Raw genomic sequence first — 22,074 nt, forward strand, 5'->3', positions numbered from 1 at the left:
TATGGCGCTCTCCGTAAAAATGCCTTTGCTGCTGGTGACGGTGGCGCTCTCCAGCGTGACGCTGGGCGGCTGCGCACAGCTGGGTCTCCAGTCCCATAGCGCGCGCGCGACGCCCTCGGTTGCGCAACTTTCGCCCAAGATCGAGTCAGCGCTCGCGGATCGCAAGTTCGCCCATGCGCTCAACCTTGCCGAGGCGCTGGTCGCCGCCGAGCCGGCTGCTGCAGACCATCGCGTCTTGCTGGGCCGTGCCTATCTTGCCAATGGCCGCTATCGCTCTGCGCAGGCGGCGTTCACGGACGCCATGGCGCTGGGCAACAGCGATGTCCGCACGATCATCAGCCTGGCCCTGTGCGAGACCGCGCTGGGCAATGACAGCACGGCCCAGGCTTTGCTCGCCGACAACGCTGCCACGCTGCCCGCCTCGGACTATGGTCTCGCCATGGCCATGGCTGGCGACGTGCAGGAAGGCGTGCGCGCGCTCGTTTACGCCGCGCGCCAACCTGACGCCTCGGCACAGACACGGCAGAACCTCGCCTTTGCCTTGGCGCTGGGTGGCGCCTGGGGGCAGGCACGGCTGATCGCCGGGCAGGATCTGTCCGCCAAAGAGGCCGAGCAGCGCATCGGGCGCTGGTCTCAGGCCGTGGCGCAGGCTGAACCCGGCGCGCGGGTGGCTGCCCTGACTGGGGTTGCGCCCCGTGCCGACGATGCCGGGATGCCGTCTCGCCTCGCGCTGCGCAGCTTCGAGCTTCCCGCCGTTGCGGAACTGGCACCTCCAAAGGCTGTCGTCCCGTCGCTAGCGAAGGTGGCTGAAGGGGCTGAAGGGGCTGAACCTGCGGTAGCGGCCGATACTGAGCGCGCAGCACCCGCCGTTCAATCGGTCGCGATCCCGCCCCCGAGCCGGTCCTCAGACCCGGCTGGCCCGGCAAAAGCCAATCCTCCCATCGCATCCTCGGCGAACCCAACCTTTGGCGCACCGTCCGCCGAAATCCTCTCAGCAGCGCCTTTGCTGGTCCTGCAGCCAGGGCCAAGGGCGCCCGACATCGCTCAGATTGCCTTTGCGCCGGCTGCATCCAGCCCGTCGATGGGGGTAAAGATCGCCGCCGCGTCTCGCGCGGTGCCGGCCAGGCCGGGTCACGCTTCGGGCGATTGGGTGATGCAGCTCGGCGCCTTTGACAGCGCAACGATGGCGCGGGTGAAATGGCAAGATATGCGCCGTAACCCGCGTGTGGCTGGCTATCGCGAGATCGTCACCGCCGCGAGCGTCAATGGGCGCACCTTCCATCGCGTGGCGGTGGGTGGCTTTGCCAGCCGGGGCGCGGCCGGTTCGCTGTGCCAGACCCTGCGCGGCGAAGGGCAGGCCTGTTACGTGCGCCGCGATGACAGCAATGCATCGCGCATGGCGCGCGCTGGCGCCTCGGCCGGCGGGTCGCAATTCGCATCGCGGTGATGGAGCAGGTGGGCGATCCGCTCAGCGGATCACGCCGCCTTTCATGATCATCCGCGCCCGGCCCTGAACCGGCAGCTTGTCGAACGGCGTGTTGCCGGCCGCAGCTGCCATTTTGGCCGAATCGACGATCCAGGGTGTGTCAGGTGCGACGAGGATGAGGTCCGCCGGCGCGCCCGGCGCCAGTCGTCCCGCGTCGAGGCCGAGGATCGCGGCGGGATTGGCCGCGAGCAGGGCCATCATCCGCGTCTCAGTGATCTTGCCTTCACGCACCAGATTGAGGGCCAGCGGCAGCAGCGTCTCGGCGCCGGCGATGCCGGGCAGGGCGTCCGCGAAGGGCAGGCGCTTGTCTTCCGGGCCGCGCGGATCGTGCCCCGAGCACAGCACGTCGACAGTGCCATCCGCGACCGCCTCGATCGTGGCAAGCCGATCTCGCTCGTCGCGCAGCGGCGGGGAGAGCCGCGCGAAGGTACGGAAATCGCTGACTGCCGCATCGTTGAGGAAGAGGTAGGAGGGGCTGGTGCCGCAGGTCACCTTCAACCCTTCGGCCTTGGCCGTGCGAATGAGGGCGAAGCCCGCCGCAGTGGTGACGAGGCGGACATGCAGGCGTGCGCCCGTCTCCCGCGCCAGCGCGATGTCCCGCGCGATAGCCATCGCTTCGGCACTGGCCGGGGCACTGGGCAGGCCGAGGCGCGAGGCCGTTTCGCCATCCGTCGCCACGGCATTGGCTGTCAGGCCGCCATCCTCGGCATGGGTAATGACCACCAGGTCGAGCGCGGCAGCATAATGCAGCACGCGCAGCATCACGCCCGAGTCCGCGATCCAGCGCCGGCCCGTCGCGATGGCCCGGGCGCCAGCGGACTTCATCAGCGCCATTTCCGCCAGTTCGCGTCCCTCGAGGCCGCGCGTCGCGGCGCCGAGCGGATGCACCCAGAAGTCCGGCTTGCCGGCCCGAGCGGCGTGCTGGATCAGCCCCGGTTCGTCGAGAACGGGCGACTGGTCCGGCATCAGCGCGGCGCGGGTGATGCCGGCGAAGTGGAAGGCCGGCTTGTCGGTGCGGAACACGCCCAGATCGATGATGCCCGGCGCGAGGATCATGCCCTTGGCATCGACGATTTCGGCGCCATCCGGCACCTTTGTGGCGTCAACGGCAGCGATTGTCGCGCCTTCAACGAGCAGCGTGCCTTCGGAGAGGGCGCTGGCGGTCGGATCGCACAGGCGTGCGTTGACGATAGCGGTCAGGCCCATCCTTCGACTCCCCGGGCTGTGCGGGTGAGGACATCGAGGCAGGCCATGCGCATAGCGACCCCCATCTCGACCTGCTCGGTGATCGCCGAGCGATCCGGATCGTCCGCTACGCTGCTGACGATTTCCACGCCCCGGTTCATCGGGCCGGGGTGCATGATGATCGCGTCGGGCTTGGCGCGCTTCAGCCGCTCGGGCGTGAGGCCATAGAGCGCGTGAAATTCGCGGGCCGAGGGGATGAAGGCCCCATCCATCCGCTCATTCTGAATGCGCAGCATCATCACCACATCCGCGCCATCCAGTGCGGCGTTGAAATCATGGAACGGCGTGACCCGATAGCGCTCCACCGCCGGGGGCATCAGCGTCGGCGGCGCGCAGACACGCACCTGCGCGCCCAAAGCCGTGAGGCAGAGCATGTTGGAGCGGGCGACGCGGCTGTGGAGAATATCGCCGCAGATGGTGACGATCAGCCCCTCGAAGCTGCCCTTGCGCCGCCTTATGGTCAGTGCGTCGAGCAGCGCCTGCGTCGGGTGCTCGTGGCGGCCATCGCCGGCATTGAGCACGGGGCAATCCACCATGTCGGCGATCAACTGCACGGCGCCCGAACTCATATGGCGGATCACCATCACGTCGGCGCGCATCGAGTTGAGCGTCACGGCGGTGTCGATCAGCGTCTCGCCTTTCTTCACGCTCGATTGGGCGGCGTGCATGTTCACCACGTCCGCGCCCAGCCGCTTGCCCGCCACCTCGAATGAGAGCAGCGTGCGCGTGCTGTTCTCGAAGAAGGCGTTCATCTGCGTGAGGCCGGCGAGGCGCCCGTCATGCTTGCGGCTGCCGGCACGGTTGAGCGAGGCCCATTGCTCGGCTTCATCCAGCAAGAAGCGGATTTCATGCGGCGCCAGATTGGCGATTCCCACCAGATGCCGGTGCGGAAAATTGTCCCGGCCGATGAGGCCGGTGGCGGGAGAGGGCGATATTGTCATTAAAGCGCCTCGTTAGTGGAGCGGCGGGGCGGACTCAAGCGCTGATGTATCAGGCGGACGGCGTCCAGACGTTGAGATCGAGCAGGATGATCAGCGCGCACTGCGCGGCGGCGATGAGGAACAGCGCGCGGGAGAAGTCCCGCTTGCGGGTCTTGTGCCGGAAGAGCCGCATGGCGAGCCAGGCGCCAATCGTCCCGCCGATCGCCGCCAGGGTCAGCAGATCGCGCTCGCGCATGCGCGGTCCCCCGGCAATGGCGCGCTGCTTGTCATGGCGGAAGGCGGCGAGGGTGATGAGGTTGATCAGCACCAGCCAGCCCCAGATGATGTGCGTTTCCGTCATGCGCAGGTCAGCCCATCGTCAGGCCGTCAATGGCCCCCTGCAGGATGAGGGCGGCGGCGTGGGCGTCGATCTTTTCAGCGCGCTTGGCCCGGCTCATGTCCTGCGCGATCATCGCCCGCTCGGCAGCGACGGTCGACCAGCGCTCGTCCCACAGCAGCACGGGCAGGCCGAGCACGGCGATGTTGCGGGCAAAGGCGCGTGCAGCCTGGCTGCGCGGGCTCTCGCTGCCATCCATATTGAGCGGCAGGCCGATGACGAGGCCCTTGACCGACTGCTGGGCGATGAACTGGGCGAGCACGTCCCGGTCCTTGCTGAACTTGCCGCGCTTGTGCGTATGGGCGGGGCTGGCGATGCTCCAGCCGGCATCGCACAGGGCAAGGCCGATGGTCTGGGTGCCAAGGTCCATGCCGAGCAGGCGTCCGCCAGCCGGCAGGGCCTGCGCGAAGGACGCCTTGTCGAGCGTGATCAGCGTTTCCCCGACCATCAGCGCTGCCATGCCGCCAGTCGGCCGAGCGCATCGGCGCGGATGTTCGCCCAGAACAGGGGATAATCGTACACGTGGTAATTGTTGCCCGGCAGCACGAAGGTGCCGAGCTTGGGGGCGCTGTCGAGCATCAGGAAGCCACGACCAGCGCAGCGCGCGCCGATCTCGCCGGGCGTGAGCAGCCCGGTCGACGCCGCCTCGCCATCGCCGCGCAACACGCCCAGATTGGCATCGCCCGGCGCATCGGGCGCCGCGCCGCCATTCAGGGGATTGGTGCAGAGCATGGCCGACCCGGCGCGCGATTGCCTGTCCAGTCCACGCTCGCGGTCGAACGACGATTCCACGGCCGACGTGTCTGCCGGCGCGGCGAAGCTTTGCCAGCTCAGCACGCAGCCGGTCGTCCCAGGGCCGGTGCAGGCGGGCAGGCCCAGCGCTGGCAGATCATGCTCCACGGAGACTGGCCAGCCGACGACATAGGCCGCGACCAGCCGCGCCTTGAGTGCAGTGTTGCCGGCCTCCTCATGGAGGAGCCGCAGCAGGTGGCGACTGCCCTGGCTATGGGCGGCGAGAATGATCGGCCCTTGCGGATTGGCGGCGAGGAACTGTTCGAAGGCGGCCTTCACGTCCGCATAGGCTCGCTCCAGCGCCAGCGCGGCGTCTGCCTTTTCGGTGAGGAAGGCACCGAACACGGCCTGCCGGTAGCGCGGCGCCCAGATATCGCCCGCCGCCGCGAAAGCGCTGGCCTGAATGCGCACGAACCGCGCGGCCTGCGCTTTTGCGATGCGGTCGTTGATCGGCGCGTTCCAGTGGAGCGTTTCGAACGAGCTGGTGGGGTGGACGAAGAAGATCGCCGCTTTCTGCGCTGGCGCCGCCTCGGCAAGCTTCGTGGCCGGTTGCCAGCGAGCGGGATCGTCGCGGCGCCCGTCCGGCCGGCTGATCCATCCATCGCTGCCCGCATAGAAATTGGCGGGGAGGGCGGGCGGCTCGCTGAACCCGACATGCGGCACCAGTGCGCTCTGCATCAGCCGGGGGCCGAAGAAGGAGAAGGCGATCATTCCCGCGATTGCCAGGGCTGTGAAAAACGCGACGACATACAGGAACTTCCGGGCCAAAGGGGCACGACTCCATCTCTGTGGCAAGCTGGGTAGTGGCATGGCTCATGCCCGCTTGGGTTCCGCGAGGCAAGCGAAGGCAGCTGGCGAAGGTCCAACAGGCGAAGGTCCAATTTGCCTTGCGGGCGGATCGTGATAGGTCGGACCGGTTCAGGAACGGACGCGGCGGGGAGCAGGATGATGGCCAGCAACGCATCGACGGCGCAGACGGTATGGCCGCTGCGCACCTGGGTGCTGTGTGTGCTCGGCGCGCTTGTCGGTCTGGCCATCGACCGGTTTTCCGATCCCGCGCCCATCGAGCCAGAGTTTCTGCGGCGGGTGATCGCGGCGCTGCCCATGTTCCTTTCGACCGCCGCACTCGCCTTTGGCCTCGGTTGGCGCCGGCGGCGACCGGTCGCGGCTCTTGTCGTGGCACTGATCTGCGGCCTCATTGGCGGCGGCGTCTTTCTGTGGAACGGGGTGCCCGGCCACGGATCGAGCGTCGATCTCTGGCATCTCGTCTGCGGCGCCATCGCGGCGGCTGCGCTGCTGGTGCTGTTTCAGGCAGCGCAGGACCGCAGTCTGGCCGGCGGCGCGCCCTCTGCGCCGGCCGGCGTGTCGCCCCGCGCGGTGCGGGCATGGTCGCGCCAGGCTATTCATTATGAGGATGTTCACGGCCATTTGTGGACGAATGCGCTGCTGATCGGCGCCAGCGCGCTGTTCATGCTGCTCAGCTTCGGCATCGCGCATTTGCTGGCGCAGATGTTCATGCTGGTGAAGCTCCCCTTCCTGCGCGATGCGCTGCGCGAGTCTGCTGTGGTCGCCATGCTGTGCGGGGCGGCTTTCGGCGCGGCGCTCGGGTTGTTGCAGGATCGCGGGGCGATCATCGCCGCCTTGCAGCGCGTGGCCATGCTGGTGCTGCGCGTGCTGGCGCCGGTGGTGGCGCTGGCGATCGGCATCTTTCTGGCGGCCTTGCCTGTCACCGGCCTGGCTCCGCTCTGGGCGACGGGCGGCACGACGCCGATCATGCTGGCCGGAGCGGTGCTGGCGCTGTTTCTCGCCAATGCGGTGGTGGGCGATACGGCGCTTGAGGAAACCCGCTCGGTGTTGCTGGGTGCCAGCGCGGCGGCGCTCGGCCTGTTCCTGCTGCCGATGGTGGGTATTGCGGTCTTCTCCTCGGGACTGCGCATCCATCAACATGGCCTGACGCCGGAACGGCTGTGGGCGCTGGCCTTTCTGGTCGTGGCGAGCATCACCGCCATTGCCTATGCCGTCGCCATCCTCGGTGCACGCGGCTGGTTTGCGCGGCTGCGGCGGACCAATCGCATGCTCGTATTCGTGATCGCCGGTATTGCGCTACTGCTCTCCACGCCGATCTTCGGCTTCGAGCGGATCGCGACTGCGCACCAGCTCCAGCGCCTCGCGGGCGGGCAGGTGGCGCCGGACAAGTTCGATTACCGTGCCTTGTGGTTCGATTTCGGGCCGGAGGGGCGTGCCGCGATTCGACGGCTGGCGAGTGGCTCGGCAGACGCGACGATCCGCCGTCATGCCGCCGAGACGATGAAGCTGACCGACCGCTGGGCCATGCCGCCTATGGTCGTCGCCGCGCGCAGTGGCGAATTGCTGGACGAGCGGCTGACGATCCTGCCCATCCCGGTCGAATTGCCGCCAGCGCTGCGCAAGCGGCTGGTGCAATATGATGCCTGCGAGGAGACCGGCCCGTGCCTGCTGCATTATGTGCCGGGCGAGGATCTGGCGATCGTAGTGAAGCTGCCCGCCCCGGAATGCGGCGATTGTGCCCCAACCGTGCGCCTCATCCGACAGGAGAATGGCGAATGGACCAATGAGAGCCGCTATCTCGCCCAGGGCGATGCCGCCCGCCGGATGGTGGCGCAGATCCGCGCCGGCGCCGTCGACCTCCGCCCCGTGATGGCGCGACAACTCTACATCGGTGGCGAACCGGTCGGCGAACCGCTGTCGACGGCCGCCAATGGTGCCGAAACGGCGGAAGCGCCTTGATGACCGCCGGAGCCAGTGCTAGCGCGCGCTCCCATGAGCGTAGACCTGACAACCGTAAAAAAGATCGCCAGCCTCGCGCGCCTCGCCGTAAGCGAGGATGAAGCGCAGGCGCTGGTGCCCGAACTCAACGGCATTCTCCACTGGGTGGAGCAGCTGGGCGAGGTGGACGTGACCGGCGTCGAGCCGATGACCGCCGTCATCCCCAACACGCTGCGCCTGCGCGAGGACGTCGTGACCGATGGCAATGTCCGCGACAAGGTGCTGGCCAATGCGCCTCAGGCGGAACATGGCTTTTTCGCCGTGCCGAAGGTGATCGAATAATGACCGATCTGACCAACCTCACTGTCGCGCAGATCCGCGATGGCTTCCGTGCTGGTGACTTCTCCGCGCGGGAAGTCGCCGAGGCGTTCAACGCCAACGTCGCCGCCGCCAAGGCGCTCAACGCCTTCATCGTCGAGACGCCCGAGCATGCGCTGGCTGCTGCCGATCAGGCGGACAAGGACCGCGCCGCCGGCACGCTCAAGCCGCTGTCCGGCGTGCCCATCGGCATGAAGGACCTGTTCTGCACAGAGGGCGTGCAGACGACCGCCGCCAGCCACATGCTGGAAGGCTTCATGCCGACCTACGAGTCCACCGTCTCGCAGAAGCTCTGGGATGCCGGCGCGGGCATGCTCGGCAAGCTCAATCTCGATCAGTTCGCCATGGGGTCGTCCAACGAGACGAGCTATTTCGGCAATGTGATTTCGCCCTGGCGGCGCAATGACGGCAGCAATGCTGCGCTGGCGCCGGGTGGTTCCTCGGGTGGCAGCTCGGCGGCGATTGCCGCACGGCTCTGCCCGGCGGCGACCGGTACGGACACCGGCGGGTCGATCCGCCAGCCTGCGGCCTTCACGGGCATTTCCGGCATCAAGCCGACCTATGGCCGCTGTTCGCGCTGGGGCATCATTGCCTTTGCCAGTTCGCTCGATCAGGCCGGGCCGATGGCGCAGGACGTGCGCGACTGCGCGATCCTGCTGGAGAATATGGCCGGCTTTGACGCGAGGGACTCGACCTCGCTCAACTTGGCGGTGCCGCAGTGGGAAGCTGGATTGTCCAGCGATCTCAAGGGTAAGCGCATCGGCATTCCCAAGGAATATCGCGTCGAGGGTCTCGATGCCGATGTCGCGCGGGTGTGGGACGATGGCATTGCCTGGCTGAAGGATGCCGGCGCCGATATCGTCGAGGTCTCGCTGCCGCACAGCAAATATGCCCTGCCGGCTTATTACATCATCGCCCCGGCGGAAGCCTCGTCCAATCTCGCGCGCTATGACGGCGTGCGCTACGGCCTGCGTGATCTGCCCGATGGCGCGAACCTGCAGGATATGTATGCTGCGACGCGCGCCGCCGGCTTCGGCCCGGAGGTCAAGCGCCGCATCATCATCGGCACCTATGTGCTCTCGGCGGGCTTCTACGATGCCTATTACACCCAGGCGCAGAAGGTGCGGGCGCTGATCGCGCAGGATTTCGCCAAGGCTTTCGAGGCCTGCGACGTCATCCTCGCACCCACCGCGCCCAGCGCGGCCTTCGGCCTCGGGGAGAATGTCGACGATCCGCTGAAAATGTATCTGAACGACGTGTTCGCGGTGCCGGCCTCGCTGGCGGGTCTCCCCGCCATGTCCGTGCCCGGCGGGCTCAGCAAGGACGGGCTGCCGCTCGGCCTGCAGATCATCGGTCCGGCCTTCGATGAGCAAGCGGTGCTGAACGCGGGTTTCGCCATTGAGCAACGGGCGGGCTTCACCGCCCGGCCTGAGGCGTGGTGGTAGATGTTTCGTGCTCCTGCGCAGGCAGGAGCCCAGGGCAGCCAAGGGCTGCACTTCCCTGGATTCCTGCCTTCGCGGGAATACTGTAAGGACTGAAGAATGACTGAGACGAGCTATCACATTCGTGGCGCTACCGGGGACTGGGAGGTCGTGATCGGCCTTGAGGTTCACGCACAGGTGGTGAGCCAGGCCAAGCTGTTCTCCGGCGCGGCGACGGCCTTCGGCGCGGAGCCGAACACGCAGGTGAGCCTTGTCGATGCCGCGATGCCCGGCATGCTGCCGGTGCCCAATCGCGAGTGCATCCGTCAGGCGGTGCGCACCGGGCTTGCGATCAATGCGCAGATCAATATGTGGAGCCGGTTCGACCGCAAGAATTACTTTTATGCGGACTTGCCGCAGGGCTACCAGATATCCCAGCTTTATCATCCGCTTGTGGGTGAAGGTTCGCTGACGATCGAAGCCGACGAGAAGGCAGGCATTGCCGCCGACAAGGCCATCGGCATCGAGCGCATCCATGTCGAGCAGGATGCCGGCAAGCTGATGCACGATCAGCACCCGACGCGCTCCTACGTCGATCTCAATCGCTCCGGCGTGGCGCTGATGGAAATCGTCAGCCGCCCGGACATGCGCTCGCCTGCCGAGGCCGGGGCCTATCTGCGCAAGCTGCGGGCGATCCTGCGCTATGTCGGCTCGTGCGATGGCAATATGGAGGAGGGCTCCATGCGCGCGGACGTGAACGTCTCCGTGCGCAAGCCCGGCGAGGAATTCGGCACGCGGACCGAGACGAAGAACGTCAATTCCGTGCGCTTCGTCATGCAGACCATCGAATATGAAGCCCAGCGCCAGGTCGATGTGATCGAGGGTGGCGGGCGGATCGTGCAGGAAACGCGGCTGTTCAACCCGGATACCGGTACGACGCGGTCGATGCGCTCCAAGGAAGATGCGCATGATTATCGCTACTTCCCGGACCCGGACCTGCTCCCGCTGGTGCTGGAGGACAGCTTCATCGAGGATTGCCTGCACTCGCTGCCCGAACTGCCGGATGCCAAGCGCACCCGCTATGTCGAGGTACTGGGGCTCTCCGATTACAATGCCCGCGTGTTGACCGCGGAGGCGGAAACGGCCCGCTGGTTCGAGGCTCTGCTCGCGGAAAGCGCGCGCATCCAGAAGAAGAGCGAGGGTGAGGTGGCCAAGGCCAGCGCCAACTGGCTGCTGTCCGAGCTTTACGGTGCGCTCAATCGCCTCGGCAAGACTCTCGAGGACAGCCCGGTCAACCCGGAGCGCGGCGCGGAATTGCTCGCCCTGGTGGCCGATGGCACGATCTCGGGCAGCATCGCCAAGCAGGTGTTCGAGATCATGCTGGAGACCGGCGAAGCGCCTGCCGAGATTGTCGAGAAGCGCGGCCTCAAGCAGACCACGGATACTGGTGCGATCGAGGCGGTCGTCGCGAAGATTCTCGCGGACAATGCCGATAAGGTCGAACAGTATAAGGCTGGAAAGGAAGCCCTCTTCGGCTTCTTCGTCGGTCAGACGATGAAGGCCATGCAGGGCAAGGCCAATCCGCAGATGGTCAATGAGTTGATCAAGAAGGCATTGGGCTGATCGGATCCCGGCCGCACCCAGAAGGCGAGGCCGGGAAGCAGGGATCAGTCGGGTGGCGGCGCGATGGACGGCAGTTCGTCGGGGCCGCGGCCGGGTTCATCGATATTGGGCGTTTCCGGCGCGATTTCGGGCGGTTCGCGAAACGGCGTCTCGTCCGGCGATTCCATGGGCGGAAGCTCGTCGGGTGACTGCGGGGTGATGGTATCGGGGGGCGGAATTTCCGGCTGGCTGGCCATGGCTTTGCGTCCTTTCGTTGCTCTTTTCAACGGGCGGCGTGAGGGATCGTTCCGGATCGACACGGCAAGGCGCGCACAGCCTTGCCCTTTCCCAGGCTTTGCACTATGGCCCGCCGACCGGCGACCGATGCGGGCGTGGCGAAACTGGTAGACGCGCCAGATTTAGGTTCTGGTATCGCAAGATGTGGGGGTTCGAGTCCCTTCGCCCGCACCAGTTGCGCAGCCTGGCCCCGGTCGTTCCAAGAGATTTCATCCTAGCCTGGAAAGCGTCGAGTTAGAGATATGCAGATTGTCGAGACATTGAATGAGGGCCTCAAGCGCGCCTATACGCTGACCGTCACGGCCAAGGACATCGACGCCCGCGTCGAAGAGGAAGTGAAGTCAATTGCGCCGCAGGTGCGGATGCCCGGTTTCCGGCCCGGCAAGGTGCCTGCCAACCTCGTCCGCAAGATGCACGGCCCGGCCCTGCAGCGCGAGGCGCTGGACAAGTCCATCCGTGAGGGCGTCGAGAAGGTCATCGCCGAGAACAAGCTGCGTCCCGCGATGCAGCCGAGCGTCGAGCTGACGGCGGACTATGAGGACGGCAAAGACGCCGAGGTCAAGGTCGCTCTGGAAATCCTGCCGGAGGTTCCCGCGCCCAAGATCGAGGGCATCAAGCTGGAGCGGCTCGTCGTCGACGTGACTGACGAGCAGATCGACGAGGCGGTTGGCCGTCTCGCCGCGCAGAGCCAGCGTTATGAGGACGCGCCCAAGTCCGCCAAGGCAAAGGAAGGCGACCAGGTCGTCATGGATTTCGTCGGCAAGGTCGACGGCGTGGCGTTCGAGGGCGGCACCGGTTCGGACATGGCGATCGCCATCGGCTCGGGCAATCTGATCCCCGGCTTCGAGGATCAGCTGGTCGGCGTGAAGGCCGGCGACGAGAAGACCATCAACGTGACCTTCCCCGCCGAATATGGCTCCAAGGAGCTGGCCGGTAAGGATGCGACGTTCGATCTCGTCATCAAGGCGGTCAAGAACCCCGTCGAGAAGCCCGCTGACGACGAGTTCGCCAAGCAACTCGGTCTCGAGAGCCTCGAGAAGCTGCGCGAGCTGTTCAAGGCGCAGATCGAGCAGGAGCACGGCAATCTGACGCGCACCTACATGAAGCGCCAGTTGCTCGATCAGCTGGCTGCCGGCCATGATTTCGAGGTGCCCCCGGGCATGGTCGAGGCCGAGTTCGGACAGATCTGGCAGCAGCTTGAGCATGAAGCCGGTCACGAGGAAGATCCCGCGGCGGCGCTCAAGGAAATGGAAGCCGACCGCGACGATTATCGCAAGATTGCCGAGCGTCGCGTCCGTCTGGGCCTGCTCCTCTCGGAAATCGGCCAGGCCAATGGCGTGGAGATCACGCAGGCGGAAATGAACCGCCTCGTTGCTCAGGCCGCGCAGCAGTACGCCCCGCAGGACCGCGAGCGGTTCGTCGAATATGTCCGCAACGAGCCGATGGCCGCCGCGCAGCTGCGTGCCCCGCTCTACGAAGACAAGGTCGTCGATTATCTCTTCGAGAAGGCCGATGTGAGCGAGCGCACCGTTGCGCGCGCCGATCTGGAAGCGGCGATCGAGAGCGAAGAGGGCGGTCACGTCCACGGACCGGATTGCGGCCACGATCACAGCCACGACGCCAAGCCGGCCAAGAAGGCTGCCGCCAAGAAGCCGGCTGCCAAGAAGGCTGATGCCGAGGCAGAAGCCGCTCCGGCTGAAGAGGCCAAGGCGCCTGCCAAGAAGGCTCCGGCCAAGAAAGCCGCTGCTGCCAAGGCGGACGAGGGCGACGCGGCTGAGAAGCCGGCCAAGAAGCCCGCTGCCAAGAAGGCCAAGGCTGCCGAGGCCTGAGACCTGACTGCAGATCGCATGAACTGATCAGAAGCGAGCCGGAGCGGGGTACCGTTCCGGCTCGCTTTTTCTTTGGATGCAACGCGCCGGACGAGTGCAGAAGGCGCCGCAGGGCGCTGGGGCCGCAAAAGACCATTGCAACCATGCGATCTGTTGCCATAAGCCCGCAGTCCCATGCATCCAGACCCGTCCAGCCCGATGACAGGCGTGCGCATCGCCGTCCTGCTGCCTTGTTATAACGAGGCGGTCGCCATCGGGCAGACCGTCACCGCGTTCGCGCAGGCCTTGCCGCAGGCGGCCATCTACGTGTTCGACAATAACAGCTCCGATGACAGCGTCGCCGTCGCGCGCGCCGCCGGGGCGATCGTCCACAGCGTGCGGCAGCAAGGGAAGGGCCATGTCGTGCGGCGGATGTTCGCGGACGTCGATGCGGACATCTACGTGCTCGCCGATGGCGATGCGACCTATGATGCGAGCGCGGCGCCGGCGCTGGTCAGCGCGATGCTGGACGGGCCGCTCGACATGGTCGTCGGGGCCCGCAAGTCTGAGGTAGAGGCGGCTTACCGTCCGGGGCACCGGCTCGGCAATCTGCTGCTCACCGGACTGCTACGGCAGCTTTTTGGGCGCAGTTTCACCGATATTCTCTCAGGCTATCGGGTGTTCTCCCGGCGGTTCGTCAAGAGCTTCCCGATCCTATCGGAGGGCTTCGAGATCGAGACGGAGATGTCCGTCCACGCCCTCGAGCTGCGCATGCCGGTGGGCGAGGTGATGACCGCCTATGCGGCGCGGGCGGAGGGCTCGCTCTCCAAGCTCAACACCTTCCGCGACGGCTGGCGCATCCTGCGCACGATGATCCAGCTCTATCGCGTGGAGCGGCCCTTGTGGTTCTTCGGTTTCATTGCGCTGGTGATCGCGCTGGTTGCCGGACTGATGGGCGTGCCGGTCATCCTGACCTATCTGGAGACGGGGCTTGTGCCCCGCTTCCCGACCCTCATCACCATCGTGGGGATGGGCGTTCTGTCCGCCCTGTGTCTGCTTACCGGCCTCATCCTCGATACGGTGACGCGCGGCCGGCAGGAAATGAAGCGCCTTGCCTATCTGGCGCATACCGCGCCGGGGATGGCGCGTTAAATTTCATTAACCCAGTTGATCATGAATAATTGAGTCCATAAACTTTCCCGACAGGCTCGGGGGGGCAGGTATGGAGGGGGTCGGTTCATCGCGGCACCATTATAAGGTGCTTGATAGCTTGCGCGGCATTTGCGCGTGCATGGTGGTCCTGCTGCATGTGAAGACGCAGGGAGGAATATCGAACGCAGCGCTGGTTGAGCATGCGTCCCTTTTCGTCGATTTCTTTTTCGTGCTGTCCGGCTTTGTCATCGGCGCGAGCTACGGGAAGAGACTCGTGGACGGCTATTCCGTCGGCCATTTCATGCGCAAGCGGATCGCCCGCGTCTATCCACTGCATTTTTCCATGCTGGTCTGCTTCGTCCTGTTCGAGCTGTGTCTCCTCGTTTTCGGTGGGGATAGGTTAGGCAGGCCGGCCTTTGAGGGCCTGCAATCGCCCAAGAATCTGATCGACGCCCTGCTGTTAATCCAGATTTTCCCGGGCGGCGATCCGACAGCGTGGAATTTCCCCAGCTGGTCGATCGCGGCGGAAGTCTGGATTTATCTGGCCTTTGCATTGGTGCTGCGAACCGCTGGGCGTCACTTGGTGCCAATTTGTCTCGGCGTTGCGGTCGCCGTTCCGTTGCTGCTCCTTGGCCAGCCGGATTTCAGTCCGATCATGTACCAGAACGCGCTGCTGCGCTGCGCGATGGGCTTCGCGCTCGGCCTGGTCGGTTGGCGCTGCATGGATCGGATCAGGGCGATGCAGCTTCCTGGTTGGGCTGATCAGGGGCTGGAACTGGTGACGGTGATTGCGCTGCTTGCCTTCATATCCTGCCTGGGAGGGGGGAGGCTGTCCGTTCTGTCACCCTTTCTCTTTTTGATCGCGGTACTCGTGTTTGCGCGTGAAAAAGGGGTGGTGAGCGAGTGCTTGAAAAGGCCTAAGGTCGTGGAAATCGGAGCGCTCTCCTATTCGATCTACCTTATCCACATCTTTCTATATTACCGCCTGCTCAACTTGTTATCGGTCATCGAGCGTCATGCCGGTGTCGATCTGGTGGTCGGTACGCAGGCGGGGAAAGCCATCGGCGGCGGGGTCTGGATCGGCGATGCGATCAGTATCCTCTTTCTGATCTTCGTCATGGGTTGTGCCTCTCTGAGCCGGCGACTGATCGAAGGGCCTGGGCGCGCGCTTTTCGAAACGCACCTGTCTGCACCCGTTGCCCACCCTGCGCATCTTGAAGTCAGTGCCCAAACGTCCGATGTAGTGGCCGCAGACGGCCAGTAAGAAAGAGAATCATGACCGATAATTTTGATCCGCTCGGGGCACTTGTTCCTATCGTTATCGAACAGTCCAATCGCGGCGAGCGCAGCTTCGATATCTACTCGCGCCTGTTGCGGGAGCGGATCATTTTCGTGACCGGCCAGGTCGAGGATCACATGGCCTCGCTGATCGTCGCCCAGCTGCTCTTTCTGGAATCGGAGAATCCGAAGAAGGACATCTGGATGTACATCAACTCGCCGGGCGGCGTGGTGACCAGCGGTATGGCGATCCATGACACCATGCAGTATATCCGCCCGAAGGTCGGCACGGTGTGCATCGGTCAGGCCGCATCGATGGGCAGCTTCCTGCTCGCGGCCGGCGAACCGGGCATGCGCTTTGCGCTCAGCAACGCGCGGATCATGATCCACCAGCCGTCTGGCGGCGCGCAGGGCATGGCGTCGGATATCGAGATCCAGGCCAAGGAAATCCTCCGGATCCGTCGTCGCCTGAACGATCTGTACGTCAAGTACACCGGCCAGCCGCTGGAGAAGATCGAGGCCGCCATGGATCGCGACACCTTCCTGGAAGCGGAAGAAGCGCTCGCGTTCGGCCTTGTGGACAAGGTGTACGACAAGCGTCCCGGCACCAGCGAAGAAACGCCGGCTTGATAGGGTCGGGCCGGCCGCTCACGCGGTCGGCCTTTGCATCCCGGCGGCGCCGTGCATCGTCGCCGGACTTTGGGCTGTGCCGTGGTCGAGTGAGCGGCCAGCTTGTTTCCGCCGCTAAAATCTCTCTGTTCGCAGCCTGGCCGGGGGCGGCCAGCATCTCCCATTGCAAAGCCGGGCCAGCCCTCCCATCTTCTTTCCATTATGGCTTTTGAGCCGGCAATGTCTGGTTTACGCTATTTGGCGACATTTTCGGCACTTGTGATGCTGCAAGAAGGCGGTCTAGGATGACCGACGGAAAGAGCATCTGGGCAATTGGCGCGAGACGGCGCCAGACCAAGGAAGAGATTGAATGACAAAGCTCACAGGATCGGATTCGAAGAGCACGCTCTACTGCTCGTTCTGCGGAAAGTCGCAGCACGAAGTGCGTAAGCTCATCGCCGGCCCAACCGTGTTCATCTGCGATGAATGCGTCGAATTGTGCAACGATATCATTCGTGAAGAGACCAAAGGTGGTCTGGTCGGCCGCAAGGAAGGCGGCGTGCCGACGCCCCAGCAGATTTGCGATGTGCTGAGCGATTATGTGATCGGCCAGCAGCGCGCCAAGCGCGTGCTCTCGGTGGCTGTGCACAATCACTACAAGCGGCTGGAGCATGGCGGCAAGGCGGGCGATGTCGAGCTGGCCAAGTCCAACATCCTGCTGATCGGCCCGACGGGTTGCGGTAAGACGCTGCTCGCGCAGACGCTGGCCAAGACGTTCGACGTGCCGTTCACCATGGCGGATGCGACGACGCTGACCGAAGCCGGCTATGTCGGTGAGGATGTCGAGAACATCATCCTCAAGCTGCTCCAGGCGTCGGACTATAATGTCGAGAAGGCGCAGCGCGGCATCGTGTATATCGACGAGATCGACAAGATCAGCCGCAAGGCGGAGAATCCCTCCATCACCCGCGACGTGTCGGGCGAGGGCGTGCAGCAGGCGCTGCTCAAGCTGATGGAAGGCACGACCGCGTCGGTGCCGCCGCAGGGCGGCCGCAAGCATCCGCAGCAGGAATTCCTGCAGGTGGACACGACGAACATCCTGTTCATCGCCGGCGGTGCCTTTGCGGGGCTGGAAAAGATCATCGGCGACCGGCTTGAGGGCAAGTCGATCGGCTTTGGCGCGCATGTCGCAGCGCCCGACGAACGGCGTACGGGTCAGCTGCTCAAGCAGACCGAGCCGGAAGATCTGCTCAAATTCGGCCTGATCCCCGAGTTCGTTGGTCGTCTGCCGGTCATCGCGACGCTGGAAGATCTGGACATCGCCGCGCTGGTGCAGATCCTCACCGAGCCCAAGAACGCGCTGGTGAAGCAGTATCGCAAGCTCTTTGAGCTGGAAGATGTCGAATTGACGTTCACCGACGAAGCGCTGACGGCGATTGCTCAGCGCGCCATCGAGCGCAAGACCGGCGCGCGTGGTCTGCGGTCGATCATCGAGGCGATCCTGCTCGACACCATGTTCGATCTGCCGACGATGGAAGGCGTGACCGAAGTCGTGGTGGACAAGGATGTGGTGGAGGGCCGTAAGGACCCCGTCCGCGTCTTCGGTGCGGAAAAGCGCCAGGCGGGTGACGCGGCCTGATCGGATAATCTGACCGGCATGAAAAACGCCGCCGCCGGGGCCTGAGGGCTCCAGCGGCGGCGTTTTCGTTTGTTCAGTCAAATGCTCAGTCGAGCGTCTGCTTCACCGCATAGTAAGTGAAGATCGAGTGGTCGGGATTGGACCGGCGGCTGCCGGTGCCGATGATCAGCGTCTTGCCCATCCAGTCATGCGGCCCCTCGGGCACCACGAATGTGGGCGAGAAGCAGAAATAGGCCGGTTGCGGCGTGCCGTCATCCAGTCGCGCCTCGCCCGGCTTGGCCGGGATGAGATAGCCATTGTTGTTGATGTAAATCTTGGTGCCGTCATCGGCCTGCAGCATATAGTGCGACTTGATGACGATGGTGCCGTCGCCCCGGACGGTGGCGTAATCGGCGCCGCTGTCCGGGATGATGATGCCGGACAGGCGCGGGCCGTAGATCGTGCCGCTGGCGCAGGGCGTGTAGCCCTGATAGCCGCCACCCGGCAGCGGGCCGACAGTGCAGCGTTCGGGGCGGAAATTCACCCGCATCTCGAACACATATTCGAGATGGGCGGGGACTTGCGGATCGTTCATCGCATGCTCTCCTCTTGGCTGGATAAGGCACTGCCGCCGCCCTGCGGAAAGTGCAAGGCGGCGGCAGCTGGATTTCTTTGGAAGGCGTCAGCCGTCAGAGCAGCATGAAATAGTGGATGCGGTTGGCCTTCGGGATCTTCTCGGCAACGCCGACGAAGATGTGCTTGCCCAGCCATTCGTGCGGGCCTTCCGGCACGTCGAACTTGGGGCTCACCCGCATATAATATTCTTCCGGTCCCACATCTTCGTTGCGGGCCATGCGCTCCATCGCGTCACCTTCGGCCCAGCGATAGCCGCGGCTCTGCAGATAGATCGGCGTGCCGTCATCGGCTTCCAGCATGTAGCGCGCGTCGAAATCGATCACGCCGTTGGGGCGGGACAGCGGATAGTCGCCGCCGCTCATCGGGATGACCCGGCCGCGAATGCGGGGGCCTTCGAAGGTGCCTTGGGCTGCCCACACGGCAGCGCGGGTCGCGCCCATGCTGGTGGGGGAAATCCACACCGCCGGTGTCAGGTCGATCGACACCGTGAAGGCGAATTCGAACTTCGGCGCGAAGGGATGGGGGGCAATCTCGGGCGTTACCATGAAGTGCAATCTCCTTTTTCGATGACTATCAAACAGCAGCTGTGGCGGGCAGCGTCTTGTACCGCGCGCCGAGAATCTGCGCGAACTTGCCGTCACGCAGATAATAGAAGCCAAGGCTCTCGATGTTGAGGGTTTGCCCCTTCATCAAGGGGCCGGCGATGAAATCGGGCCAGTCTTCCAGGCCATAGAATTCGGTGCGAACATGGCAGGCGAGGGTGTCCGGACCGGCCGCGACGGCGAGAATGTCGAGCGTTTCGCGGACCTTGGACTTCACGTCGCGGTAGAAATCCAGAATGGCGGAACGTCCTATGATCTGGCGCTTCTCGCCCAGGTTGAACACCACGTCATCGCAATAATAGCGGCCGAAACCTTCGAAATCGTTCGCATTGAAGCGGGCGATGTAGTCGGCATAGTCGTCCTCGGTCATCCTGCGCTCCAAGAAAATTCTTGTTGTTGATTCTTCAACAGCTAAGCGGGTGGCCGCTTGGGTTCAACTGAAAAACGTCGATCTGCTCGACCGATATGCTTGCCAAGCCCCGGAATCTGGCCGATTGTTGCGCATGATAACATTGCCCATCACGGGGTCCGCCTGTTTGTGACGATGCCTGCAAAACAAATTGCCATTGCTGCACCTGAGATTGATTGGGCCGTAGAAAGACCGCGTGTTCCGCTCGATCAGGTCATGCGGGTGTTCCTGCGCAAGCCGGGGTTTCTGCTCAACCGCATCGATCAGATCGCCAATGCCCTGTACGGATCGGTGGCCTGCGGGGGCGAGACCTTGTCGCAGGCGGAAATGATGCTGGCGATTGCCGAGCGTCCGGGGAGCGACCAGGTTCGCCTCGCGCGGGCCTGCGGCAGCGACACCTCGACCACGGCGATCGTGCTACAAAATCTCGAACTGACGGGCCTCATTGCCCGCCAACAGGATGAGCGGGATCGGCGGCGCAGTCTGCCCGTGCTGACGGCGGCCGGGGAAGCGCGCATGGACGAAATCCGGTCGTCCTTCGCCCAGCTTCAGGCGTTGCTGCTCGATCCGCTGAGCGATGATGAGCGCGCGGTGGCCATGGCGCAGCTCTCCAGCCTGGTGGAGGCCGGCAATGACGGCGCGCCGCGGTGGGACAGGCAGGACTCCTATCTGGCCAATGTGCCCAGCATGTTGTTCCGCCGCGCGCTGCAGATCCTCCATGCGCATTTCAGCGAGCAGGTCGCCCCGATGGCGGTGACCTTGCGCCAGTTCTCCGCGATGGTGATTCTCGATCTGCATGGCGGCCTGAGCCAGGTGGAATTCGCGCGGGTCTATGGCCTGGATCCCTCCACCTGCGCGATCGTCCTCAAGAAGCTGGCCCAGCGGGGGTGGTTGCAGGCAGTGCCGTCTCCGCAGGATCGTCGCAAGACGCTCTATTTCGTCACCGAGGAGGGCCGGCACCAGATCGACCGTCTCCAAGCCAGCGCGGATGCAACGGAAGATGCGGTGCGATCCAACATATCCGCGCGCGCCTTCGAAGCGCTGCTCCCGCCCTTGCAATCAGTGGTGCGCGCGCACTCGGCGATCCTGCGCTATCCGGGCTTTTTCCCTTGGGATCATGAACCGCCGCAATCCTGTTGATTGCGCGTCTAACATCGATATACAACGACGTCTGACTAATTGAGGCGAGTCTCTCGCCTTTGGGGAGGACGTTCATGGCGGATATCGAACGGCGCAGCGTGCCCGTGCGCAACCCACGCAGCGGCGCGATCGACTTTATGATGGAAATTGCGACGGCGGAGGACGTGGCGGCGAAGGCTGACCGTCTCCGGCGCAACCAGCAGGCCTGGGGCACCAAGCCGCTCGCCGAGCGCATCGGTGTCATGCAGCGCTGGCTGGGCGAGGTCGCCAAGCGCGCCAGTGCCATCGCCGAGGCTGATGCAATCGATACGGGCGGGTGCCACACCTCCTATCTCCAGGGCTTCATCACCATGGGCAATATCGGCGGCTGGATTGAGGACGCGCAGGCCGCGCTCGATGCGGCAAGCTATACCGGCCCCTCCAAGGCCATGCCGCAGGTGGAGGTGCGCACGCAGTTCGTGCCCTATCCGCTGGTCGGCGTGATCGGCCCTTGGAACGCGCCGATGATGCTGGTGCTGCTCGATGCCATTCCGGCCCTGTTCGCCGGTTGCGCCGTGCTCATCAAGCCCTCGGAAGTGACGCCGCGCTGGGTGCAGCCGTTGTTCGAGGCCGTGGCGCAGGTGCCGGAACTGGCCGGCGTGTTCGATTATGTTCAGGGCGATGGCGAGACGGGGCGGGCGATCATCGACACGGTCGACCTCGTCTGCTTCACGGGCAGCGTACCCACCGGCCGCAAGATCGCCGTGCAGTGCGCCGAGCGCCTGATCCCCTGCTATCTGGAACTGGGCGGCAAGGACCCGGTGATCGTCACGGAAACCGCAGATCTGGAGCGGGCGACCACCGCAGTCCTGCGCGGCGCGGTTCACGCCAATGGCATGGTCTGCTTCTCGGTCGAGCGCATTTACGTCGCCGAGGCCATCCACGATGCCTTCGTCGCGCTCCTGGTCGAGAAGGCGAAGAAGGTGCGCCTCAACAGCGACGATCCGCGCGCCGGCCATCTCCATCCCTTCACCTTCGCACCGCAGGCAGAGATTGTGACGCGCCACATCGCCGACGCGGTCGGGAAGGGAGCCAAAGTCCTCACCGGCGGGGCCGTCGAGCAGATCGATGGCGGGCTCTACATGCGCCCGACGGTGCTGACCGGTGTTACGCACGACATGCTGGTCATGCGGGACGAGACCTTCGGGCCGATCCTGCCGGTCATGCCCTTCAAGACGGTCGACGAGGCGATCGCGCTGGCGAACGACACCATCTTCGGCCTCACGGCGAATGTCGTCGCCGGAAGCCCGGAAGAAGCGATGGCGATCGGCCTGCAGATCAATGCCGGCTCCGTGTTCATGCAGGATACTTTCCTGACCTTCGCCAAGAACCGCACGGTCGGAAGCAATGCCTTTGGGGCCTCCGGCGTGGGCGGCGGCTCGCGCACCGGCCCCGAGGCGATCCTGCGCTATGTGCGCCGCAAGGCTCTGCTCACCAATCATGGCGAGCCGGCCGATATCCAGAACGATCACCATCTTGGAAAACCGGGAGGACACTGAC

General features: G+C 64.7%; 21 protein-coding genes and 1 tRNA gene. 13 read left to right on the top strand and 9 right to left on the bottom strand.

Going from position 1 to position 22,074, the window contains the following annotated elements; all coding sequences use genetic code 11:
* Window position 1 precedes the first annotated feature (1 nt).
* Window positions 2-1,447, top strand: a complete 1,446-nt coding sequence (locus M2337_RS09195) for an SPOR domain-containing protein (protein WP_264569983.1) — start codon at window positions 2-4, stop codon at window positions 1,445-1,447.
* A 21-nt stretch (window positions 1,448-1,468) separates the two neighbouring features.
* On the opposite strand, the gene M2337_RS09200 is transcribed toward M2337_RS09195, so the two are convergent.
* The 5 genes from M2337_RS09200 to M2337_RS09220 are packed head-to-tail and all read right to left on the bottom strand — an operon-like array spanning window position 1,469 to window position 5,608.
* Entirely contained in the window at window positions 1,469-2,692 is a 1,224-nt protein-coding gene (locus M2337_RS09200; protein ID WP_264569984.1) for a dihydroorotase, read from the bottom strand.
* Window positions 2,683-3,672 carry an aspartate carbamoyltransferase catalytic subunit gene (locus tag M2337_RS09205; RefSeq protein WP_264569985.1) on the bottom strand — a complete coding sequence of 330 codons (990 nt, stop codon included), beginning with the start codon at window positions 3,670-3,672 and terminating at the stop codon, window positions 2,683-2,685. Before M2337_RS09205 ends, M2337_RS09200 begins: the two co-directional genes overlap by 10 nt.
* Window positions 3,673-3,721: 49 nt before the next feature.
* Window positions 3,722-4,012, bottom strand: coding sequence for a DUF1294 domain-containing protein (locus M2337_RS09210; RefSeq protein ID WP_181559297.1), 291 nt, complete (start codon window positions 4,010-4,012; stop codon window positions 3,722-3,724).
* A gap of 7 nt (window positions 4,013-4,019) precedes the next feature.
* On the bottom strand, window positions 4,020-4,496 hold the full coding sequence (gene ruvX, locus M2337_RS09215) for a Holliday junction resolvase RuvX (RefSeq protein ID WP_181561379.1): 477 nt from the start codon (window positions 4,494-4,496) through the stop codon (window positions 4,020-4,022).
* Window positions 4,496-5,608, bottom strand: coding sequence for a DUF3089 domain-containing protein (locus M2337_RS09220; protein ID WP_264569986.1), 1,113 nt, complete (start codon window positions 5,606-5,608; stop codon window positions 4,496-4,498). The genes ruvX and M2337_RS09220 overlap by 1 nt, the downstream gene beginning before the upstream one ends.
* A gap of 180 nt (window positions 5,609-5,788) precedes the next feature.
* Here M2337_RS09220 and M2337_RS09225 point away from each other — a divergent pair, with 180 nt between their 5' ends.
* The 4 genes from M2337_RS09225 to gatB all read left to right on the top strand — a co-directional run bounded on the left by M2337_RS09225 (window position 5,789) and on the right by gatB (window position 11,007).
* On the top strand, window positions 5,789-7,606 hold the full coding sequence (locus tag M2337_RS09225) for a DUF4153 domain-containing protein (RefSeq protein ID WP_264569987.1): 1,818 nt from the start codon (window positions 5,789-5,791) through the stop codon (window positions 7,604-7,606).
* A gap of 33 nt (window positions 7,607-7,639) precedes the next feature.
* Complete coding sequence (gene gatC / locus M2337_RS09230; protein WP_264569988.1) at window positions 7,640-7,927, top strand: Asp-tRNA(Asn)/Glu-tRNA(Gln) amidotransferase subunit GatC; 288 nt, start codon at window positions 7,640-7,642, stop codon at window positions 7,925-7,927.
* Entirely contained in the window at window positions 7,927-9,408 is a 1,482-nt protein-coding gene (gene gatA / locus M2337_RS09235) for an Asp-tRNA(Asn)/Glu-tRNA(Gln) amidotransferase subunit GatA (RefSeq protein ID WP_264569989.1), read from the top strand. The genes gatC and gatA overlap by 1 nt, the downstream gene beginning before the upstream one ends.
* A gap of 96 nt (window positions 9,409-9,504) precedes the next feature.
* A complete protein-coding gene (gene gatB, locus M2337_RS09240; protein WP_264569990.1) occupies window positions 9,505-11,007 on the top strand; it encodes an Asp-tRNA(Asn)/Glu-tRNA(Gln) amidotransferase subunit GatB in 1,503 nt (500 codons plus the stop codon).
* 44 nt (window positions 11,008-11,051) lie between these two features.
* Here the strand turns inward: gatB and M2337_RS09245 are convergent, their stop codons facing one another.
* The gene (locus tag M2337_RS09245) at window positions 11,052-11,243 is read right to left on the bottom strand and encodes a hypothetical protein (RefSeq protein ID WP_181559302.1); all 192 of its coding nucleotides are present in this window, start codon (window positions 11,241-11,243) and stop codon (window positions 11,052-11,054) included.
* Between the two features lie 129 nt (window positions 11,244-11,372).
* On the opposite strand from M2337_RS09245, the gene M2337_RS09250 reads away from it, so the two are divergent.
* The 6 genes from M2337_RS09250 to clpX all read left to right on the top strand — a co-directional run bounded on the left by M2337_RS09250 (window position 11,373) and on the right by clpX (window position 17,769).
* A tRNA-Leu gene (locus M2337_RS09250) sits at window positions 11,373-11,457 on the top strand.
* Between the two features lie 68 nt (window positions 11,458-11,525).
* Window positions 11,526-13,112, top strand: coding sequence for a trigger factor (gene tig, locus M2337_RS09255; RefSeq protein WP_264569991.1), 1,587 nt, complete (start codon window positions 11,526-11,528; stop codon window positions 13,110-13,112).
* Window positions 13,113-13,286: 174 nt separating this feature from the next.
* The gene (locus M2337_RS09260; RefSeq protein ID WP_264569992.1) at window positions 13,287-14,243 is read left to right on the top strand and encodes a glycosyltransferase family 2 protein; all 957 of its coding nucleotides are present in this window, start codon (window positions 13,287-13,289) and stop codon (window positions 14,241-14,243) included.
* 70 nt (window positions 14,244-14,313) lie between these two features.
* Window positions 14,314-15,507, top strand: a complete 1,194-nt coding sequence (locus M2337_RS09265; protein ID WP_264569993.1) for an acyltransferase family protein — start codon at window positions 14,314-14,316, stop codon at window positions 15,505-15,507.
* An 11-nt stretch (window positions 15,508-15,518) separates the two neighbouring features.
* A complete protein-coding gene (gene clpP / locus M2337_RS09270; RefSeq protein ID WP_181559305.1) occupies window positions 15,519-16,151 on the top strand; it encodes an ATP-dependent Clp endopeptidase proteolytic subunit ClpP in 633 nt (210 codons plus the stop codon).
* A gap of 349 nt (window positions 16,152-16,500) precedes the next feature.
* Complete coding sequence (gene clpX, locus M2337_RS09275) at window positions 16,501-17,769, top strand: ATP-dependent Clp protease ATP-binding subunit ClpX (protein WP_181559306.1); 1,269 nt, start codon at window positions 16,501-16,503, stop codon at window positions 17,767-17,769.
* An 85-nt stretch (window positions 17,770-17,854) separates the two neighbouring features.
* Here clpX and M2337_RS09280 read toward each other — a convergent pair whose 3' ends face one another.
* From M2337_RS09280 to M2337_RS09290, 3 genes are all read right to left on the bottom strand, one after another.
* Window positions 17,855-18,343: a DUF3237 domain-containing protein gene (locus M2337_RS09280; protein ID WP_181559307.1), complete on the bottom strand. Its 489-nt coding sequence runs from the start codon at window positions 18,341-18,343 to the stop codon at window positions 17,855-17,857.
* 94 nt (window positions 18,344-18,437) lie between these two features.
* The gene (locus tag M2337_RS09285) at window positions 18,438-18,929 is read right to left on the bottom strand and encodes a DUF3237 domain-containing protein (protein ID WP_181559308.1); all 492 of its coding nucleotides are present in this window, start codon (window positions 18,927-18,929) and stop codon (window positions 18,438-18,440) included.
* Window positions 18,930-18,957: 28 nt separating this feature from the next.
* Window positions 18,958-19,356 carry a nuclear transport factor 2 family protein gene (locus tag M2337_RS09290; protein WP_264569994.1) on the bottom strand — a complete coding sequence of 133 codons (399 nt, stop codon included), beginning with the start codon at window positions 19,354-19,356 and terminating at the stop codon, window positions 18,958-18,960.
* A gap of 174 nt (window positions 19,357-19,530) precedes the next feature.
* Here M2337_RS09290 and M2337_RS09295 point away from each other — a divergent pair, with 174 nt between their 5' ends.
* Together M2337_RS09295 and M2337_RS09300 are read left to right on the top strand one after the other, a co-directional pair.
* On the top strand, window positions 19,531-20,535 hold the full coding sequence (locus M2337_RS09295) for a MarR family winged helix-turn-helix transcriptional regulator (RefSeq protein WP_264569995.1): 1,005 nt from the start codon (window positions 19,531-19,533) through the stop codon (window positions 20,533-20,535).
* A 74-nt stretch (window positions 20,536-20,609) separates the two neighbouring features.
* Complete coding sequence (locus tag M2337_RS09300; protein ID WP_264569996.1) at window positions 20,610-22,073, top strand: aldehyde dehydrogenase family protein; 1,464 nt, start codon at window positions 20,610-20,612, stop codon at window positions 22,071-22,073.
* Window position 22,074: the final 1 nt, after the last annotated feature.

The sequence above is a fragment of the Sphingobium sp. B2D3A genome (assembly GCF_025961795.1).
Taxonomy (GTDB): domain Bacteria; phylum Pseudomonadota; class Alphaproteobacteria; order Sphingomonadales; family Sphingomonadaceae; genus Sphingobium.

Excerpts from the sequence above, each read along its gene's own strand:
- M2337_RS09300 (WP_264569996.1), top strand. The coding sequence starts at position 20,610 with ATGGCGGATATCGAACGGCGCAGCGTGCCCGTGCGCAACCCACGCAGC.
- M2337_RS09265 (WP_264569993.1), top strand. The coding sequence starts at position 14,314 with ATGGAGGGGGTCGGTTCATCGCGGCACCATTATAAGGTGCTTGATAGC.
- M2337_RS09290 (WP_264569994.1), bottom strand. The coding sequence starts at position 19,356 with ATGACCGAGGACGACTATGCCGACTACATCGCCCGCTTCAATGCGAAC.
- M2337_RS09200 (WP_264569984.1), bottom strand. The coding sequence starts at position 2,692 with ATGGGCCTGACCGCTATCGTCAACGCACGCCTGTGCGATCCGACCGCC.
- M2337_RS09280 (WP_181559307.1), bottom strand. The coding sequence starts at position 18,343 with ATGAACGATCCGCAAGTCCCCGCCCATCTCGAATATGTGTTCGAGATG.
- gatB (WP_264569990.1), top strand. The coding sequence starts at position 9,505 with ATGACTGAGACGAGCTATCACATTCGTGGCGCTACCGGGGACTGGGAG.
- M2337_RS09195 (WP_264569983.1), top strand. The coding sequence starts at position 2 with ATGGCGCTCTCCGTAAAAATGCCTTTGCTGCTGGTGACGGTGGCGCTC.
- clpP (WP_181559305.1), top strand. The coding sequence starts at position 15,519 with ATGACCGATAATTTTGATCCGCTCGGGGCACTTGTTCCTATCGTTATC.
- M2337_RS09260 (WP_264569992.1), top strand. The coding sequence starts at position 13,287 with ATGCATCCAGACCCGTCCAGCCCGATGACAGGCGTGCGCATCGCCGTC.
- M2337_RS09295 (WP_264569995.1), top strand. The coding sequence starts at position 19,531 with ATGCCTGCAAAACAAATTGCCATTGCTGCACCTGAGATTGATTGGGCC.
- ruvX (WP_181561379.1), bottom strand. The coding sequence starts at position 4,496 with ATGGTCGGGGAAACGCTGATCACGCTCGACAAGGCGTCCTTCGCGCAG.
- gatC (WP_264569988.1), top strand. The coding sequence starts at position 7,640 with ATGAGCGTAGACCTGACAACCGTAAAAAAGATCGCCAGCCTCGCGCGC.
- gatA (WP_264569989.1), top strand. The coding sequence starts at position 7,927 with ATGACCGATCTGACCAACCTCACTGTCGCGCAGATCCGCGATGGCTTC.
- M2337_RS09225 (WP_264569987.1), top strand. The coding sequence starts at position 5,789 with ATGGCCAGCAACGCATCGACGGCGCAGACGGTATGGCCGCTGCGCACC.
- M2337_RS09245 (WP_181559302.1), bottom strand. The coding sequence starts at position 11,243 with ATGGCCAGCCAGCCGGAAATTCCGCCCCCCGATACCATCACCCCGCAG.
- tig (WP_264569991.1), top strand. The coding sequence starts at position 11,526 with ATGCAGATTGTCGAGACATTGAATGAGGGCCTCAAGCGCGCCTATACG.
- M2337_RS09285 (WP_181559308.1), bottom strand. The coding sequence starts at position 18,929 with ATGGTAACGCCCGAGATTGCCCCCCATCCCTTCGCGCCGAAGTTCGAA.
- M2337_RS09205 (WP_264569985.1), bottom strand. The coding sequence starts at position 3,672 with ATGACAATATCGCCCTCTCCCGCCACCGGCCTCATCGGCCGGGACAAT.
- clpX (WP_181559306.1), top strand. The coding sequence starts at position 16,501 with ATGACAAAGCTCACAGGATCGGATTCGAAGAGCACGCTCTACTGCTCG.
- M2337_RS09210 (WP_181559297.1), bottom strand. The coding sequence starts at position 4,012 with ATGACGGAAACGCACATCATCTGGGGCTGGCTGGTGCTGATCAACCTC.